The 16,812-nt window shown below is 52.3% G+C and carries 14 protein-coding genes; 4 read left to right on the top strand and 10 right to left on the bottom strand.

Annotated elements, in window-relative coordinates; translation table 11 throughout:
- Positions 1 to 66 precede the first annotated feature (66 nt).
- Positions 67 to 1,785: a glycoside hydrolase family 2 TIM barrel-domain containing protein gene (locus EV294_RS18360; RefSeq protein ID WP_132309343.1), complete on the top strand. Its 1,719-nt coding sequence runs from the start codon at positions 67 to 69 to the stop codon at positions 1,783 to 1,785.
- Positions 1,786 to 1,828: 43 nt separating this feature from the next.
- On the opposite strand, the gene EV294_RS18355 is transcribed toward EV294_RS18360, so the two are convergent.
- From EV294_RS18355 to EV294_RS18345, 3 genes are all read right to left on the bottom strand, one after another.
- Complete coding sequence (locus EV294_RS18355) at positions 1,829 to 3,559, bottom strand: alpha-1,3-galactosidase-related protein (RefSeq protein WP_132309341.1); 1,731 nt, start codon at positions 3,557 to 3,559, stop codon at positions 1,829 to 1,831.
- Between the two features lie 45 nt (positions 3,560 to 3,604).
- Entirely contained in the window at positions 3,605 to 4,753 is a 1,149-nt protein-coding gene (gene dgoD, locus EV294_RS18350) for a galactonate dehydratase (RefSeq protein WP_132309339.1), read from the bottom strand.
- A gap of 206 nt (positions 4,754 to 4,959) precedes the next feature.
- The gene (locus EV294_RS18345) at positions 4,960 to 5,208 is read right to left on the bottom strand and encodes a YolD-like family protein (protein WP_132309337.1); all 249 of its coding nucleotides are present in this window, start codon (positions 5,206 to 5,208) and stop codon (positions 4,960 to 4,962) included.
- 235 nt (positions 5,209 to 5,443) lie between these two features.
- On the opposite strand from EV294_RS18345, the gene EV294_RS18340 reads away from it, so the two are divergent.
- Entirely contained in the window at positions 5,444 to 6,829 is a 1,386-nt protein-coding gene (locus EV294_RS18340; protein WP_243711718.1) for a catalase, read from the top strand.
- 73 nt (positions 6,830 to 6,902) lie between these two features.
- Here EV294_RS18340 and EV294_RS18335 read toward each other — a convergent pair whose 3' ends face one another.
- Positions 6,903 to 9,590 (bottom strand): alpha-L-rhamnosidase, encoded by a 2,688-nt coding sequence (locus EV294_RS18335; RefSeq protein ID WP_132309333.1) that lies wholly within the window; start codon positions 9,588 to 9,590, stop codon positions 6,903 to 6,905.
- 176 nt (positions 9,591 to 9,766) lie between these two features.
- On the opposite strand from EV294_RS18335, the gene EV294_RS18330 reads away from it, so the two are divergent.
- Complete coding sequence (locus EV294_RS18330; RefSeq protein ID WP_132309331.1) at positions 9,767 to 10,639, top strand: AraC family transcriptional regulator; 873 nt, start codon at positions 9,767 to 9,769, stop codon at positions 10,637 to 10,639.
- Between the two features lie 15 nt (positions 10,640 to 10,654).
- Here the strand turns inward: EV294_RS18330 and EV294_RS18325 are convergent, their stop codons facing one another.
- The 3 genes from EV294_RS18325 to EV294_RS18315 form a co-directional block, all read right to left on the bottom strand.
- A complete protein-coding gene (locus EV294_RS18325) occupies positions 10,655 to 10,990 on the bottom strand; it encodes a hypothetical protein (protein ID WP_132309329.1) in 336 nt (111 codons plus the stop codon).
- A 28-nt stretch (positions 10,991 to 11,018) separates the two neighbouring features.
- Positions 11,019 to 11,990: a glycoside hydrolase family 43 protein gene (locus tag EV294_RS18320; protein WP_132309327.1), complete on the bottom strand. Its 972-nt coding sequence runs from the start codon at positions 11,988 to 11,990 to the stop codon at positions 11,019 to 11,021.
- Between the two features lie 92 nt (positions 11,991 to 12,082).
- Positions 12,083 to 12,970: an AraC family transcriptional regulator gene (locus tag EV294_RS18315; protein ID WP_132309325.1), complete on the bottom strand. Its 888-nt coding sequence runs from the start codon at positions 12,968 to 12,970 to the stop codon at positions 12,083 to 12,085.
- Positions 12,971 to 13,097: 127 nt separating this feature from the next.
- Between EV294_RS18315 and EV294_RS18310 the strand changes: the two genes are divergently transcribed.
- Positions 13,098 to 13,877: a phytanoyl-CoA dioxygenase family protein gene (locus EV294_RS18310; RefSeq protein WP_132309323.1), complete on the top strand. Its 780-nt coding sequence runs from the start codon at positions 13,098 to 13,100 to the stop codon at positions 13,875 to 13,877.
- 39 nt (positions 13,878 to 13,916) lie between these two features.
- Here EV294_RS18310 and EV294_RS18305 read toward each other — a convergent pair whose 3' ends face one another.
- The 3 genes from EV294_RS18305 to EV294_RS18295 all read right to left on the bottom strand — a co-directional run bounded on the left by EV294_RS18305 (position 13,917) and on the right by EV294_RS18295 (position 16,797).
- Entirely contained in the window at positions 13,917 to 15,053 is a 1,137-nt protein-coding gene (locus EV294_RS18305) for an NAD(P)/FAD-dependent oxidoreductase (RefSeq protein ID WP_132309321.1), read from the bottom strand.
- 79 nt (positions 15,054 to 15,132) lie between these two features.
- Positions 15,133 to 15,759, bottom strand: a complete 627-nt coding sequence (locus EV294_RS18300; protein WP_132309319.1) for a class I SAM-dependent methyltransferase — start codon at positions 15,757 to 15,759, stop codon at positions 15,133 to 15,135.
- A gap of 21 nt (positions 15,760 to 15,780) precedes the next feature.
- Complete coding sequence (locus EV294_RS18295; protein ID WP_132309317.1) at positions 15,781 to 16,797, bottom strand: potassium channel family protein; 1,017 nt, start codon at positions 16,795 to 16,797, stop codon at positions 15,781 to 15,783.
- Positions 16,798 to 16,812: the final 15 nt, after the last annotated feature.

The following is a 16,812-nucleotide window of genomic DNA, read 5'->3' as shown; positions in this document are numbered from 1 at the left end:
ATTATCCATATTATCAGACGATTCACAAGCTGGCTATGAATAGCTGAAGCCTAAGGAGGATCCGCATTGATTCGTACTTTTCCAGAGCATCTCATTCGTAAAACAACGCTTCTAGACGGACCGTGGGACTTTGTCAGAGATTCTGAAAATAAGGGACAGCAAGAAAACTGGTTCGAGCGATTTCCACATGCCGAGAAATCCCTCTATGTGCCTTCCTGCTGGAATAACGAACTTCATTTATATGATTACGAGGGTATCGCTTGGTACAGGAAAAAGCTGCGGACAGACCAAACTCAGCATGTCCGGCTTATTTTCCATGCCGTATTAGGCCATGCCGATGTCTATCTCGATGGACAACACCTAGGATACCATTATGGCGGATATACTCCGTTTGAAATTATCCTTCCCTCCCTGCCTGCCGGTGAGCATGAGCTGGTTGTCCGGACGGACAGTACCCTCGACCGCTTGACCATACCAACGGAAGTTGTGGATTGGTTCCATTACGGCGGTATTATACGCTCCGTTGAGCTTCAGACTGTGCCCGACATCTATATCGATAGCTTCGCAATTAACTATGAGCTGAATGGAGCAAACGCAGACATTAAGGTTGAGGTGCGTCTTCGCTCCCTCTCGCAAGCCGACGGAACCGCTCATTTCGCTTTATCCGAAAGCGAACGGGATATTTGCTCGAAGCAGATTTCCGTCGGAGCCGGCCAAACGGAAGTGCTTGAATTCGAGTTTCAACTGAACGATGTCCGGCTATGGAACCCCGGTCAGCCTGAGCTCTATCTTTTCCGGGCCGGCATCGAGCAAGACGACAGGTATGAGCGGATTGGTTTCCGCAAAATCGAAACAAAGGATCACCGGATTCTAATCAATGGCGCTCCCGTCTATCTAAGGGGCATTAACCGGCATGAGGAGCACCCGGAATGGGGCTTTGCCTTCCCTCCCAAGCTTATGCAGAAGGATCTCGACATCATTCTTGAGCTTGGCTGCAATACGGTGCGCGGCTCCCATTATCCCCAAAGCCCGTATTGGCTGGATTTGCTCGATGAGAACGGGATTATTTTCTGGAGCGAGATCCCGATTTGGGGTGCTGCACTGCCTAACGAGACCGTCTGCGAGCCTCTGTTTCAAGAGCGTGCGTTAACGATGATGGAAGAGATGGTTCGTATGCACATCCATCACCCTTCCGTTGTATTCTGGTCCGTTCACAACGAGATCGATTCGCGGACGCAAGATGCTTACGAGCTGACGAAGCGGATGGTCGGGCTCGTGAGAAAGCTGGATTCCAGCAGGCTTGTTACCTATGCCACCATGCATCCTCTCGAGGATGTTCTGCTTCCGTTATTCGATGTCATCGGCATCAACAAATATTATGGCTGGTATGAAGGCCAGGTTGAAGGCTTTAAGGAAATGCTTCAACAGTTCCATAAACGGGCGGAACGGTTGGGCGCGGGAGATAAACCGGTTCTGATGACGGAATTCGGCGGGGCCGGGATCTTTGGCGATGTCGGTTGGGAGCCGCGGCTGTTCAGCGAGGATTACCAAGCCCATATTGTCACCGAAGCGCTTGGCCTATTTAAAGAGGATCCCCGCGTAGGAGGCACTTATATCTGGCAATTTGCGGATATCCGGGGCGATCTGAAGAGCAGCGGCAAACATTTCCGCGACCGGGCGAGAAGCTTCAATAACAAAGGACTCGTCAATGAATACCGCAAGCCGAAGCAGTCCTTCCGCGAAGTGCGCCGCATCTACCGGGCTTGGAGCGAGCAGGATTCGTAGACAGGAAAAGAGACAGCCGATGCCGGTTGTCTCTTTTGTTCATTTATTGCTTTTGATAGCGGAACCTGTTATCCGCCATTTCAACGCCGCTGCAGTTTTCAAACCGAACAAGCCCGCCTGCGTCTGGCTCTGCCGTACTTTCTTGGCCCATTTGTTCAAGCAGAATATCGTTTCGACGGAAAACAAGCCCTTCCGTGCTCCGCGCCGATAGCAGCGGAGCTTGGGAGACTTTAAACCGGTTATCTTCTATTCTGATATTCCGGTGCACCGGCATCTCTCCCGTAGAATGCTCGTTCTCGGGAGCGATCCGGAGAATGGGAAACTCCGCTCCGCCGCTGAGATCGAATACATTGCCCGTAATGAGCAAATCCGTCACCGCGCCCGATTCATACCATGAATTCGCATCGGCCGAGACCAGAATGCCGCTCATGTGTATGCTTTCGAACCTGTTATCCCGTATAGTCGTTTTTCTTGGCGATGTTACCAATATGCCGCGGGTCGGAATGCGAGCAAAATGGTTTCTCTCAATAACAATTTCCGGGGTCCACGTCAGATTTTCCAGGACATCCTGTTCCCCAAGCAGGGTTGGAGCCGGCTGCTCCAAGGTCAGGAGGAACTCACGCGGATTAAGACTCTCTACCGCGGCAATCCTTCCGGCAGCGTAGGATGCAAGACTATCCGCGCTAACAAAAGCGACTTCGTCGCCAGGGAAGTAAGCCTGGAATCCATACGTTTGCGGATGCATGAATCTGACTTTCACTTGATTGGGTGCCGGTTGGTCAACCATTCGCAAGTAGGTACCATGAACGTTGATCGCATCGTCATGGGCACCGGCAAACTTGCTGTCCGTAATGGAAACAAGCCCACGGCAGCCGGATAAATGAATGAAGTCGGCGAATCCAGCAACCGTTCTTCCAGTCTCGCGGCGCGGCGCCAATTCCAGGCTGGAGAAGGTCAAGTCTTCGCTGAACTGGCCAACAACGCCTAATCCATGCATGAAATGGATTCCCAGCTCGGTCAGGCGAACCCGCCTGCAGCCTGCAATCAGAACGCCAACCTGGTCGCGTATGCCATCCCGCATTTGAACGGTTATCCCGGGCCTGACATCCGGAATGGCATTGTCACCGAAATGGAATCGAAGCCGGCGACTGCCGGTTTCTTCAATGCGCTTTGCCCGGGACGGCCAATCGTCCACCCGCCAGGTGCGGTTTGCGTCTATGTCGCAATGCTGCACCGGCCCTCCCCGGAAAGTCCAGCCCTCGCCTACCCAGGTAAGCCGCCCGTCTTCCAGCTTGTATTGCGAATCCGGATGCACCTGTACATCGAGTTCCTTTTCTCCGATCCGCTCTACCGTCATCTCCGTTACGGTCGGCCGGGCATAATCGAAGCGCAAATTGCGAATTTCAATATCCTCGCAGTTATCCAGCAGCAGCATCGTTTGTTTGCCATGGATAACGAACAGGGAGCCGTTTCCCTCCAGCGTAAGGCGGCGTTGACCTTTCATCAGCAACGCGATCGTTCTCGTGACGTCAGGATTCTCCTCTTCGCTGGCTGTATTGGTAATAGAATAGGCTGCTTTGTCTGCATGCTCCGGATAGAAATGATACGTTCCGTAAGGCACCTCCAGAACCGCTGGGCCAGCATGAGCGCCAGCGGCCTCAAGGGCTAGCCGCATAATCGTCCCCGCGTTCGCTTGCAAATGCTCCGCATCGCCGAAGTCCGTCAGCGGAATCACCTTCACGGAAGCGAAATCCGGATTTCCGTATGTCGTCATGCCATACTCCTTCTTAGGTGTGGTCTGCTCACCGATATTCCGACTCTACCATTCCGCAATGCTGCCGTCCCGATGGCGCCATACCGGATTTCTCCAGTTATGTCCCACCGCAGCCATTTGTCTGACATGGTCTTCGTTAATTTCAATTCCGAGGCCGGGACCTTGCGGGATTGTCACTTGACCGTCCTTATAATCGAATACCGCCGGATCCTTGAGATAATCGAGCAAATCTCCGGTCTCATTGTAATGAATGCCCAGGCTTTGCTCCTGGATAAAAGCGTTATGGGAGGTCGCATCAACCTGCAGGCATGCGGCCAGAGCGATTGGTCCCAGAGGACAGTGAGGCGCAAGCGCCACATCGTAGGCCTCCGCCATCGAAGCAATCTTTTTGCATTCGGTAATTCCGCCTGCGTGCGACAGGTCCGGCTGGATAATATCCACCGCCCCATCGCTTAACAGCTGCTTGAAGTCCCATCGCGAGAACATCCGCTCGCCGGTCGCAATCGGAATCGACGTATGCTTGGTAAGCTCCTTGAGAGCTTCATTATTCTCCGGCAGTACCGGCTCCTCGATAAACATCGGACGGTACGGCTCCAATTCCTTGGCCAAAATCTTGGCCATGGGCTTATGGACACGCCCATGGAAGTCGATTCCGATCCCAATGGATGATCCAACCGCATCCCGTACCGCTGCTATGCGGGCAACGGCCTGGTCGATTTTGTCGTAGGAATCAATATATTGAAGCTCTTCCGTACCATTCATCTTCACGGCGGTAAATCCGGCAGCAACGATTCTCTTCGCTTCTTCCGCTACCTCGGCCGGACGGTCGCCGCCAATCCAGGAGTATACGCGCATCGTATCGCGGCAGGCGCCGCCAAGCAGTTGATAGACTGGAGCATTAAAGAACTTCCCTTTTATATCCCACAGGGCTTGGTCGATCCCCGAGATCGCGCTCATCAGAATCGGACCTCCCCGGTAAAATCCCGAACGATACATCATCGACCAATGATCCTCAATCCGCATCGGATCTTTGCCGATCAAATATTCCATCAGCTCGTGAACGCAAGCTTTTACCGTTTCCGCGCGCCCTTCCACGATAGGCTCGCCCCATCCCGTGATTCCTTCATCCGTTTCAATCTTGAGGAACAGCCAGCGCGGCGGAACTTGGAACAACTCATAGCTTTGGATTTTCATAATGTCCTCCTGGTAAATGAGTGATTGCAATGCAGCAGTTATGAAAGCGGTCGCAATAATCGGGAAATCGGTTTCAGCTAACTTATTCTTCGCCGGTAAGGAAATTCCCCCTTTAGCACAAAAGAAAAACGTGCTCGTCCAACAGGACGGCACGTTTCGGAAGCCGATCAAGATCGATTGGTTCATGGGAGATCAGGCAGACGGGCTCATCTCGGATAGCTGACATTCATAATATCCATAAACGGAACCTTATCCAATCCCGAGGCTGTCTCGACATGGACCCTGCCCGTTCTTGAATCCATCGCCGCAATAACGCCTTGAACCGGTTCTTCCCTGCCCCATACGGTAAGGACGATCGTGGATGTTTCGTAGAAAGCTTCGCTTAACTGATTCCCTATCTCTTCTAATACGAATTCGTCCCTGGTTGGACGCTTTGGCACCTTTGCTTTCGCCATCTTTGTCTATTACCTCCATTAAACCTTTCCGCTTGTTGTCCAATCATAACATATCCCGGGAGGATTCATGCCCCATTGGAGAGAAAAAAATCTTCCATCCGGTATAGCTGTTAAGAGCCAGCAGCCCGAACGCATTTTACTCCGCTCGCGGGAATAGACATAAAGGTGGCGAGAGATTGACGATGGAGGTAAAAGAATGGACAATACTCAAGGTCGTTCTGACAATAATGCCGCGATGCCTGAGCGGAAATCAGCGAAAAAGGAGCATCACCATGGCTTGTCGGCGTCGCAATGGAGCGCTTTAGACAGCCCGGCCGCTCTCCACTCGCAAACCGTAGGCGCTCGCGGCCCGATTCTCGAGCAAGACAGCGTGCTGCATGAGACGATGGAAGCCTTTATACATAACAAAATTCTCGAAAGACCCGTTCATGTCAAGGGCTGGGGTGCATTTGGCTACTTTCAGACCGTGCATTCCATGGCCGCCTACACCAAGCTCTGCTTCTTGCAGCAACCAGGCTATCAGGTTCCCGTTACGGTCAGGTTCTCGCTGGCGGTCAGCAACAAGGGAACACCGGATACCTCCCGCAACGTACGCGGTTTCTCGACCAAATTTTATACCGAAGACGGCGTCTTCGACCTGGTTTTCAACCATATTCCTGTCTTTCTGATCAGAGACCCTATTCGGTTTCCGGAATCCATAAATGCGTTATCGCCTTCGCCTATTAATAATTTAATTGACCCCGAGAGGTTCTGGAGCTTTGTCGCAAGAGCACCGGAATCCATTCATTTTCTGGTATGGCTGTATTCCGACGCCGGGACGGTTAAGAGTCTACGCCACATCCCGGGGCATAGCGTAAATACGTACGTCTGGAGAAACGCGCAAGGCGTCCGCACCTATGTCAAATACCACTGGCTTCCTTACGCCGGTGTTCAAACCATCGATGCCGGGGAATCTGCAGAACTTAGCTGCAAAAATCCGGATTACGCCGGTCAGGATCTGTACGATACGCTTGCTTGCGGAAAAACGGTAGAGTACGGGTTATACGTTCAGCTCATGGATCCTGCGGATGAGGCCAGCCTTCCCTATGATCCTCTCGACGATACGAAAATTTGGGATGAGGATCAGTTCCCTCTTCTTCCGGTCGGCAAGCTTGTCTTGAACCAGAATCCGGACGATTATCGGGAGCAGGTTGAGAAGCTTGCCTTTTCTCCTTCCAATCTGCTGGAGGGCGCCGAGCTGTCTGACGATAAAATGCTGCAAGGACGCTCGAATATATACGCGGACTCCCAGCGTCACCGGATCGGTCCGGATTTCCGTAAGGTGCCGATCAATCATCAGGCGAACTGGACTCCGGGCTCCATGCAAACCAGCGGCAATGGCCGTTATGTTGAAGGGCATCTTGTGAGGTCCGAAATTCCGAAATCCGATGATTTCACGCAAGCCGGACAGTTTTACGATCGTCTGCAGCCGGTACAGAAGGATCATCTCGTCAGCAATCTCGCCGGTGATCTTGGAGCGGCATGCGAGGAAACCCAAGCCATTGTGCTCGGTTATTTGAACAAGGCATCGGCCGAATTGGGGGAACGCGTTGCCAAGCAGATTCACGCGCAAAAAAGCTGACTTTACATGCAAAAACCGCTCCCGAAAAGGGAACGGTTTTGTTTTTGTCACAACAATAGAATAGATAGATCTGTTATACGGTTACTATGGCTCGAGTCTGAACACGGTAGATGCCTGAGCCGAGGGAAAGCACAAGCAATCCGCCTTCCTCCCGGAAATCAATAACGCCGGAAGCCGTGCGAAGATCGGCGCCATTGACCGAGATGGCATCAGGCAGCGCACCTTGCAATCTCACTTCGGCAGTCGTATTGGGAGGAAGCTCAAACTCGTAGCTCACAGCACCGTCCACTCCTGCACTCCACCCGCTGCGGATCAATCCATAAACGGATTTATAGGAGGCTTTCGCGTAAGTAAGGCCGGAATCCGTGCGCGGACGGAAAATAATATGCTTATAGCCCGGCTGGGATTCATCCAGATCAAGTCCGGCTACCACCCTGTACAGCCATTCCCCGATAGAGCCGTAAGCGTAATGGTTATAGGAGTTCATATCGTCGCTCCAGAAGGTACCGTCCGCTTTTATGCCGTCCCAATGCTCCCAAATCGTTGTCGCCCCTTGATGAATGGAATAGAGCCAGGACGGGTAATCCTCCTGCTGCACCAGCTTAACCGCCACGTCATGATAGCCGTTCTCGGACAATACATGACTCAGGTAAGGCGTTCCCACAAAGCCGGTCGTCAGATGGAACTTTTGCTCCGTTACGTAGTCTGCCAGCGTTTTGGCCAGCCTGTCGCGCACCGAACCTTTGACGAGTCCAAACATCAGCGGCAGTACATGAGCGGTCTGCGTATGAGCGGCAAGCCTCCCGTTAGGGGTTAGGAATTCGCGCTCGAAGGCCGCTACAATACGGTTGTAAAGCTCGCGATAGTGCTCGGCATCGTCCGTGCGGCCAAGCACCTCGGCGGTTTTGACGAAGAGTTCCGTGGAATAGGCATAATAACAGGTTGCGATCAGATCTCTTGGCGTTGCGCCGACGTAGTCCCCTTCCTTGGCGTCCAGGCCCAGCCAATCGCCGAAGTGGAAGCCGGTATTCCAGAGGCATTCGTCGCTGCCTTGTTTGCGAATATACTCGACCCATGCCTTCATGCTGTCATACTGCTCTTCAAGCACGCGCTTGTCTCCGTAGCTGAGGTAGATCGTCCAAGGACAGATTACCGCGGCGTCTCCCCAAGCCGCGGAGGAGTGAGAATTCTCGTCCAGCACATGCGGGATAACAAACGGCACTCCCCCGTCGCTGCGCTGATCCGTCTTCAGGTCGCGCAGCCATTTCGCGAAAAACGGTGCCACGCCGTAATTGAAGGCGGCGGTACGGATAAAGACCTGAGCGTCGCCCGTCCAGCCAAGCCGTTCATCGCGCTGCGGGCAGTCCGTCGGAACATCCAGGAAATTGCCGCGTTGTCCCCATGCAATATTTTGCTGGAGCTTGTTTAATAAGGGATGAGAGCATTCGAAAGCACCCGAAGCCTCCATATCCGTATGAAGGACGTGTCCGGTGAATTGATCCAGATTAAGCGCAGCATCCTGCGGCCAACCCTCGATTTTGACATAACGGAAGCCTTGGAACGAGAAATGCGGTTCGTATTCCTCTTCCCCGCCTTTGCAGATATAACGCACCGTCTGCTTTGCTTTGCGCAAGTTGCCGATATAGAAGTTGCCTTCCCGGTCCAGAACCTCGGCATGCTGAATCGTCAGCTCCGTGTCTGGCGGCAGCTCGATGCGGAAATGCAGTCGCCCGACCATGTTTTGCCCCATATCGAGCACGGTTTCGCCGGCAGGGGTATGAATAAGAGCGATAGGCTTCAGCTTTTCGGTTATGCGCACGGGTTCGTTTTCCTGCATCACCAGGATATCCTTCGATTGAGCTAGCTCCGTTACGCCAGCCCAGGCCTGATCATTGAAGTCCGGCCCCGACCAGCCCTGAATTTCCAGCCGGGCATCATAGGTTTCGCCATGATACAGCTCCGACATGAGGATCGGACCGGTTGAAGCGCGCCAAGAGTTATCGCTGACGACGATTTCGGATGTTCCGTCTTCGTAGTCGATATGAAGCTGAAGGAGCAAGGCTCGAATGCTGCCGTAAATGCTCTTCTGGTTGTTCCAGGCAAGATCTCCCTTGTACCATCCGTTTGCCAGAGAAGCTCCGATTACATTGCTGCCTGCCGCAAGCCGCTTCGTCACATCGTAAGCTTGCACTTGAAGCCTGCTCGAGTAACTCGTCCAGCCCGGCGTATATTCCCAATCGCCAACCCGTTGGCCGTTCAGCTCAAGCTCGTATAGTCCAAGCGAAGTCGCATACAAGGTTGCGCGGCGGATAGGTCCGCGAGCCGCAAAGCTTTTGCGGAGCATAAAAATCTCCTCCGACTGCGGATCGATAGATGACGCTTCGGGCGTTATCCATGATGCTTTCCAATCGGCGGCTTGGAGCAACCCCATCTCCCAATAGGCAGCCTCGCTCCATTGCGATTCGTTGCCTTTGTTATCCCATGACTTCACCCGGTAATAGTAACGGCCTCTTGCTTGCAGCGGCTGCCCGCCGTATTCGATCAACGTCGACTGCTCCGATTCTATGCGCCCCGTATCCCATACCAGCTCCAGCTCATCAAACCCGTCCAATCCGCAGGATACCTGAATCCGATAAGCGAGCTGAAGCACATGAACGTCATTTGATTGAAGCTGCCAGCTGATACGAGGCGATGCAACTCCGAGTCCGATGGGATTGCGCAGGTATTCGCTGCGCAAATGGTTTACTTGCAATAAAGACATATTCGATAGTCCCCTTCCCGCAATCTAGTATGCTAAGCATTAACTTGATTGTAGGGCAGGATAGAATGACATTCAGGGGATGATCCGGACATTTTCATAGGGGTATCTGGACATCTTGCAAACGGTTTCGTACGATAGAGACAGATATTTTCCGCAGTTGAAAAGGAGCCTGAGCGATGAGCGCAAAACGAAGCACCTATGTCATGTCGGCTGCGTCTTTTTTCGAGCCTGGCGTACCGCTTTATGTTAACCGCGCCTACGAAAGCTTTGACATGGATGAGCATTCGCATGAATTCGTGGAAATTACTTACGTCAGCGAGGGTGCCGGCGTTCATTATATTGCCGGCGAAGCCGTGCCGGTTGAGCATGGGACGCTATTTTTTATCCCCGTCGGGCAAAGTCATGTATTCCGGCCGAAAACGCCCAAGAAAGACCGGCCTCTCATCGTTTACAATTGCATATTTCCGGCTTCGTACCTGGCCGAATTGCGGAACGGTTTTCCCCCATTCTCGGAGATCTATGCTTGCTTTGCGGATGAGAATTTGACCTGGTTTTCCGTGAAGGATCCTGCCGGCGAATTTCATTCGATGTTCCGCGAGCTCCATCAGGAGTTTGCGGCCAAGCCGCCTGGTTATCTCGTGATGCTCGCCTCTCTTGTTATGCGAATCCTGACGGAACTTTACCGGCACAAACTGCAGAACGGCGCACCTCCCGGAGAACGTCCGCAATGGATTAGCGTCGACGAGGCTATCGCGTATATCGACGCTCACTATTCAGCCGAGCTTAAGCTTGGAGAGCTGGCCGCGCAGGCACGGCTTAGCGAGCGTCAATTCAGCCGCTTATTCCGCCGTCAGACCGGCATGAGCTTTGTTGAATATATGCAGGGCATCCGCATGGATGCGGCTTGCAAGCTTCTGACCTCCAGCCGAAGCAGCGTGGAGGACATTGCCGGCGCGGTAGGCTACTCGGACCTAAAGTTCTTCTACCGCCTGTTCAAGAAAAAAACCGGGGTTACCCCCCGGCAATTTCGCGATGCTAGGCTTAAATAAGAGACAGGAATCTGTTCATAACGGGTTGCCGCTTCCAGATTCCTTTTTTCTCAAAAGCTCATTAAAAATATTAGTTACTTCCGCATAGCCAATTAACCGGGAGCCTTCCTGAAGCTTAATGATTTTCCCAATCCAAAGACTATTGGGATACACTTCAGGCGTAATAAAGGTAATCGTTCCCTTTACTGTTTCCCCCGGTTCAACGATACCGCTCTCATACTGGTGTTCACCTGTCGTTAAATAGTCGGGTTGCACCAGATGGGCTGGCCGATATCCCGAATATGCCGGCCTTTGTCGGCCAATGTTTTCCTTAAAGCTGAGAATCGTAATGAGTGCTTCTATATCAGCCATGCGTCTGTTCACCTTCAAATTCGAATAGTTACTTAAGCCGGAACGAATCCCCTTCGTCCACCGCATCGTACAGCTTGCAGCGGGAATCGGGCATCTTGAACGGAGAGTGGAGAATCAGCTTCCATTCCCCGTCAAACGTTTGGAAAAGCATGCCGTGACCGCTGTCGTCGAAAACAAGCGGCGCCAGCTGCTCCCACGGTCCTTCCAGCTTGCCCGTCGTTGAACGCGCAATGGTCTGGACATAACTCCCCTTATCGTAGGTAGACCATAACATGGTCAGATTGCCGTCCTTGGTCCGGTAGAGTTGGCAGCCGTCGGTTACATAGACCGACGGTGTACCGTCGACTTTATGATCGCCGTTATCCCACGGGGCTTCCGAGCCGTAAAACAAATGGATGGGATCCGATGCCCGATCGCTCAAATCGTCCGTCAATCTTACCGCTTCGACGGTTCCGTCCGCCGTCTGCACCCACTCATGACAATAAACCATCCAAGGCTTTCCTTCTTCGTCCATGTACAAGGTGCCATCGAGCGTCATATGCTCTTCCGGCGGAACCGGAGCATCCCGCTTGATGATCTCGAACGGTCCCTCCAAAGAATCGGATACGGCGATAACGGAGCCGCGCCATTGAAGCGGATACCCCCCGTTCCCCTGTCCTTCCAGTTTCTTATCGTTATTATGCAAAGTAACAAAAAGATAATATCTGCCTTTGTACGCATGAACCTCCGGCGCCCAAGCGCCATGCATCGGATTCGCCCATATTCCGTCTGGAATCGCGAACACCGCATACGGTCCTTCCCAATTGACGAGATCCTTGCTTTTATAAGCGAGCACGCCATAACGATCCATGCCATGAATCCTCGGTCCGCCGCCCGTATACAAATAATAGGTTTCCGTAGTCTTATCCGCTACGACGAACGGGTCATGCGCCGGAATATCGGCCAGCAGATGGCCTGTGCTTGGGTTTGCAATGTCTGAAGCGTCGTTATACACGTTCATATCAACATTCCCTTCCAATTGGTTGTAATCCCTAAGAACAATTCTGTATCGTTCCGGCTATTCCTTTATCCGCTCCAGAGCTTTCCTGCATGCTAGTCCAGATGCCGTCTCCTGTATTCGCCGGGCGGAATCCCCATCTGTTCCGTAAATACGTTCGTAAAATAATGAACCGACTGAAAGCCGGAATCCGCGGCAATTTCCTTGAGCGAAGCGAGGGAGGTTTTCAATAAGATCTCCGCATGCTTTAACCGCTCATTGCGCAAATAGGCCAAGAAGGTATCTCCCCCGTCCATCTGAAACAAACGCGATAGCTGCCTGGTTGACAAATTCATATAATCCGCAACCTCCTCAATCTTGAGCGGCCTTGAAAGATTGTCTCTAATGTATTGCTTCGACTGGCGTAGAACCGCATAACGGGTGGAATCGGTCGACCTGGCCGGGTTTGGCGCGGATGCGTTTCCATCCTGACCGTAAGGCTGCACCAGACTCGAAAGCAGCAAGCCGGCCATTGTGGTCAGGTCCTCGATCTCGTTGTATGGCTGGCAGGACGCATGATGGTACAATCCAAGCCAATAATGGATAGACCGCGTATAATCGGCATTCTTAAATACCACGTTACCCGATTCCAGGTTACTGCCGTAGCGGCGCAATTCCTCTTCGCGCGAGCCATTCGGGTCGAGCTCGTAAGCCACGTAGATAAGCCCCATCCCGTTCTCGCTGCGGATCTGGTGCCAGACACCAGGCCGTGAAACGAACAACGTCCCTGCCTCAAGGCCATAAACGGTATCCTCATCCTGGTATTCGCCTTCGCCCGAAAAGACATAGCAAACTTCATAATAGGAATGTTTATGGATATGGTTGCTGTAATGCTTCGATCTCCAGTCCCAATAGTGAACCCTGAATGCGAGCCCGCTTGCCTTGCATTTCGTAAGCATTTCGTTTAAAAAACGGCTGCCTTTATCAATGGCTTCTATATTCATTTCTTCACATCCTGGCGTAAATTCTTAAAAGGATGGCTTTTTTAGCTAAATACACCTGATGCCAACAATCCTATAATTAGAGTATAAGTAATCGCTTACCAACCATTCAAGCAGAGGAGCGAAAAAAATGATTAATCAAAACGATGTAGAATTTTACAAAGAAAACGGCTATCTCTTGGTTCAAGGCTTATTCTCGCAGCAAGAGGTTGAGGATATGAGAAAAGCCATTGACGGCATTCTGAATCGTGCCGCTCAATCGAAGTTTGATGCCAACCATACCTGGCAAGGGGAGTACTTGCCGCCGGAGCAGCTGAAGAAGCTCGTCTTGAAGGGCTTCCATGACGTTCAATACCATGACGCGGCCTTCATGCGCGCGGCCATTCATCCGAATATGGCTGCCGTCTTATCCCAATTGATCGGTCCGAACGTTCAGCTGCATCATAGCAAAATGCTCGTAAAGCCTCCCGAAAACGGCGCGGCCTTCCCGCTGCACCAGGATGCTCCTTACTTCCCTCATGCGAGCCACACCATGCTGGCGGCAAGCGTTCACCTGGATGATTCCGATATGGAGAACGGCTGTCTATGCGTCATCCCGGGCACGCACAAGAACGGCATGATGCCGCATGTCGGACGCCATTACCTGGATCACCGGGAATATCCCATCTCGATGGCGACGCCTTGCCCAGCCAAAGCCGGGGACGTTCTCTTCTTCAACTATTTGACGGTTCACGGCTCGGACGTCAACCGCAGTACCCGCAACCGCCGCAACGTGCTGTTCCAATACCGCGATCCGATGGATGTCCCGACTTTGGATACGCATGTCAACTGGGGACAAGGCCTTATGATATGCGGCGAAAACCCGATCTACCGCGAATACCATGCCAATCATACCCTGCAAGCGAAGTAATTATAGCGCCAAAAAGGCAGCCCGCGGGCTGCCTTTGCTCTATTCGGCGCTTGGCTCTCCCAGAGCTTTGCGAATTTCATACGGGGCTTCATCCACTTCCGTGTCCAGCCCCAAAGCCAGCTTCGCCAGCTGGCAGCCGATAAACGGGCCGGCCGTTAGACCGGATGCGCCAAGCCCGTTGCCGATAAGCAAATGATCCCAACCCGGAACGGCGCCAAATACCGGCAGAAAATCCGCGGTAAATGGACGGAAGCCTACGCGTACCTCCAGGAATGTACTGTCGGCAAGCTCCGGAGCAAGAGTTAGCCCCTTATTCAATACCTCCTGCATGCCTCCAGGCGTTATCCGCGTATCATAACCGGCAATATCATTCTCGTGCGTCGCCCCAATGACTATTCGCTGCTCGTCGAAAGCAAGAAGATACTGATCCGTTGGCGGCATAACAACAGGCCAGCTGTCAGTCCGGTGCTCATTGTTCTTCAGCTGTACATGCATGATTTGGGCTTTCTGATAGCTGACTTGGAAATCCAGCCCAAGAGGCTCCAGCAAAGACCCTGCCCAAGCTCCCGCGCAGACGACAACCTTATCAGCCCCATAGAAAATGGAACCGCTCGTAACGCCTGTAACCCTGTTCGCTTCGCAGGCCAATCTAGCATCGCCGAAAATCATTTCCGCTCCATTCCGAATAGCCGACCTAATGAGCGCATCGCGCAGCGCCCGGCCGTCCACTCGTGCAGCCCCGCCGATATGCACGGATGAAAAGCCTTCCGCTAGCAGCGGGAACCGCTCCCTCGTTGCGTTCTCGTCAAGGGAAGTTATGCTGCCGATCTCCGGCGCGTCTTTACGCTTTTCGTAAGCCCGCTCCGCCATTTTTGCGATTTTATCCGGATCCGTATGTATGCCGAGGGCTCCTACCCGGGCGTAACCCGTATCGGTCTCCCCTTCGGCCTCCAATTCCGCAATTAACGCCGGGTAATAACGCGCTCCGCCCTTGACAAGCTCGTACCAGGCTTTATTCCGTCTTTGCGACAGCCATGGGCAGATGATGCCGGCAGCGGCATCCGTAGCCTGTCCCTTGTCCTTGCGATCTATAAGAAGAACCTCGGCGCCGTTCTTCGCCAAGTGATAAGCCGTTGAAGCGCCAAGTATCCCTGCCCCGATAACGATAACCTTCATGAATACACTCCTTCCACCTTTTCTATTATAACGGTCTGCAACGCAGAAACGACAGCCGTAGCTGCCGTTTCGCATGTCATTATCGTTTTTGGCATTTTATCATCAAGAATGTAAATGGCGGTTTATTAGGCGCGTGTTTGTTCGGCTCGACCATTTCCGTTATTTCGAACAGCCCATAGTGCCCGAACTCTTGACGAATGGAGTCCGTGTCGTAAAAGAACATCTTGAGACCTTCCATGATCTCATAATAGTCCTTGTCCAGCTGTTTGCCTTTACCGTACATGGGAGCATCCTTCGATATCGTCGTAAAAACCATATAACCGTCAGGCTTTAACTGATTATAGCAAGCCTTGATAAACGTCCCCCTCGCTTCGGGACTCAGTAAATGAAGAAGCGCATAACTGTAAATCCCGTCATACAGCTTGCTATCGTACGGCATATCCTCTACCGAACCGTGAAAGATAGGGACGGTCAGCCCTGCTTTTTTTGCGAGGTCAATGGCGGTTTGGGAAATCTCGATCCCCGTTACCTTTATGCCGTTATCTAGAAATATTTTTGCGTTTCTCCCATAACCGATCCCCGGCATCAAAATCTCCTTCACGCTCTTCTCAAGGAAATAGTCCTTGGTCAGAATCGTCGAGTCGGATGGCTCATAGCCCCACATGGTCTGATTTTCAACAAAGCTTGCTTCCCAAAATTCGGTCATGCCTCAATCTCCTTATTGCTTCTAGGTTGTCAACAGCTTCCGGTACGTCTGCTCATCCGATACGACATATAATCTGGCATCCGGCGGAATCGGATCGTTTAATTTGCGGTTAATGCCAAGATCCCCCCGATCGGACAGAAGCGTTGCTCCCTGCGCCAATGCCCCCTGGAAGGCATCCTTGTAGGTTTTCCATTCCGGTCTGACCGGAATTTCGTATATATCGTCACCAACCTCCCGCCGGATCAACTGGTTTATTATTTCCGAGCTTCCCTGCTGAAGCGCAGCCCGAACCGCCAGCCTGGAGACGGCATCGTAGGACAGGACAAAATCGTTGACATGGACATGCCGGAAATTTTTCGTGTTCTTCTCCTGCGTGATCTCCACCGTCGTATGGATCGCGGGATGCATCCGTTCGATGCTGGAGGCGATTAATAACGTCTTGCCGTCTGCAAGGGCCGGCTCGTCAATCCGAGTATCCGCAAAGATAATAACCGCCTTTGCCTGCTTGAGCATTGCCTTCTCCAGCACCTCCTCCGAGGAGGGATCTCCGCTTATGAAATGAATCTCGGCACGGTCCGTGACGGGATGCTTATCGGCTTCATCGATCACGACAATATGAGAGGCTGGCGAGAAGGACAAAATTTCCTCTATCGCATATTGGGCTTTCTTGCTCCAGTTAATGAGAATGATGTGGTCTTTTCCGTGAAAGTTCAATTTCCCTGCCTCCCAATGTTTATATACGGTGGATAAAAGATCGATGATTTTACCGATAATCAAGCTGAGCAGACCGATGCCGAATACGTAAATAAACAAAGTGAAAATTTTGCCCCAAACGGTTTTCGCGAAATAATCGCCGTATCCTACCGTCGCCATCGTCGTCATGACCCAGTAAAGCGCGTTGAACCAGGTATGAAAGGTCGTTGGCTCAATGGCGTACGCAATGGTGGCGCTGCCGAATACAAAGGCGATGACCACGATGAAGATGGTTCGTTTGGGTACCCGCAATACCTTCATCATCGTCCTCATAAAAAAAGGCAATACGCAGTCCTCCTC

It is taken from the genome of Paenibacillus sp. BK033, assembly GCF_004345425.1.
Lineage (GTDB): Bacteria > Bacillota > Bacilli > Paenibacillales > Paenibacillaceae > Pristimantibacillus.
This window is presented reverse-complemented; position numbering and strand designations above follow the sequence as displayed.

Excerpts from the sequence above, each read along its gene's own strand:
- EV294_RS18355 (WP_132309341.1), bottom strand. The coding sequence starts at position 3,559 with ATGACGACATACGGAAATCCGGATTTCGCTTCCGTGAAGGTGATTCCG.
- dgoD (WP_132309339.1), bottom strand. The coding sequence starts at position 4,753 with ATGAAAATCCAAAGCTATGAGTTGTTCCAAGTTCCGCCGCGCTGGCTG.
- EV294_RS18345 (WP_132309337.1), bottom strand. The coding sequence starts at position 5,208 with ATGGCGAAAGCAAAGGTGCCAAAGCGTCCAACCAGGGACGAATTCGTA.
- EV294_RS18340 (WP_243711718.1), top strand. The coding sequence starts at position 5,444 with ATGCCTGAGCGGAAATCAGCGAAAAAGGAGCATCACCATGGCTTGTCG.
- EV294_RS18335 (WP_132309333.1), bottom strand. The coding sequence starts at position 9,590 with ATGTCTTTATTGCAAGTAAACCATTTGCGCAGCGAATACCTGCGCAAT.
- EV294_RS18330 (WP_132309331.1), top strand. The coding sequence starts at position 9,767 with ATGAGCGCAAAACGAAGCACCTATGTCATGTCGGCTGCGTCTTTTTTC.
- EV294_RS18325 (WP_132309329.1), bottom strand. The coding sequence starts at position 10,990 with ATGGCTGATATAGAAGCACTCATTACGATTCTCAGCTTTAAGGAAAAC.
- EV294_RS18320 (WP_132309327.1), bottom strand. The coding sequence starts at position 11,990 with ATGAACGTGTATAACGACGCTTCAGACATTGCAAACCCAAGCACAGGC.
- EV294_RS18315 (WP_132309325.1), bottom strand. The coding sequence starts at position 12,970 with ATGAATATAGAAGCCATTGATAAAGGCAGCCGTTTTTTAAACGAAATG.
- EV294_RS18310 (WP_132309323.1), top strand. The coding sequence starts at position 13,098 with ATGATTAATCAAAACGATGTAGAATTTTACAAAGAAAACGGCTATCTC.
- EV294_RS18305 (WP_132309321.1), bottom strand. The coding sequence starts at position 15,053 with ATGAAGGTTATCGTTATCGGGGCAGGGATACTTGGCGCTTCAACGGCT.
- EV294_RS18300 (WP_132309319.1), bottom strand. The coding sequence starts at position 15,759 with ATGACCGAATTTTGGGAAGCAAGCTTTGTTGAAAATCAGACCATGTGG.